General features: G+C 62.5%; 1 protein-coding gene. It reads right to left on the reverse strand.

Annotated features, from left to right (window positions below; translation table 11 throughout):
- Positions 1-444 (reverse strand): efflux RND transporter periplasmic adaptor subunit (locus GVL52_RS31910; protein ID WP_210254127.1); only part of this gene is annotated, 444 nt, incomplete at its 3' end.
- Positions 445-477: the final 33 nt, after the last annotated feature.

The raw sequence follows: 477 nt of genomic DNA on the forward strand, positions 1-477 counted from the left end.
ATCCTGCTCGGCGGAAATCTTCTGCTCCCACAGCCGCTTCTCGCGCTCGAAGGTGGTCTTGGCCAAAGCCAGCCGCTTTTGCGCCGTCTGCAATTCGCTGCGCTGCTCGGAGGCGGTCGGGCTGGTTATGACCGCCAGCACCTGTCCCTTCTTGACTGTTTGTCCCAAGCTGGCCTGCACGCTCTCGACCACGCCCGCCATGCGCGGGACGACATGCGAGGTGCGGTCTTCGTTCAGGCGGATTTCGCCCGGCAATTGCAGGGCAGACTTGATGCTTGCAGCCCCTGCGGTGTCGATGCCGATGGATGCCGCCTTGTTTTGCGCATCGCTGAGTTCGACTTTCCCCTCTTCCTGGCGGAAGCTGAACGTGAAAGGCGCGTTGGCCGTCTGCGCCACGATGCTGACCTCGAACGCATGAGGTTCCGGTACGGTCTCACGGCTCAACAGACTGTCCTTGTCGGGCGCGAAGTTGAGCGC

Origin of the sequence: Rhizobium sp. 18055, from assembly GCF_902706285.1 — a bacterium.
Taxonomy (GTDB): Bacteria; Pseudomonadota; Alphaproteobacteria; order Rhizobiales; family Rhizobiaceae; genus Rhizobium.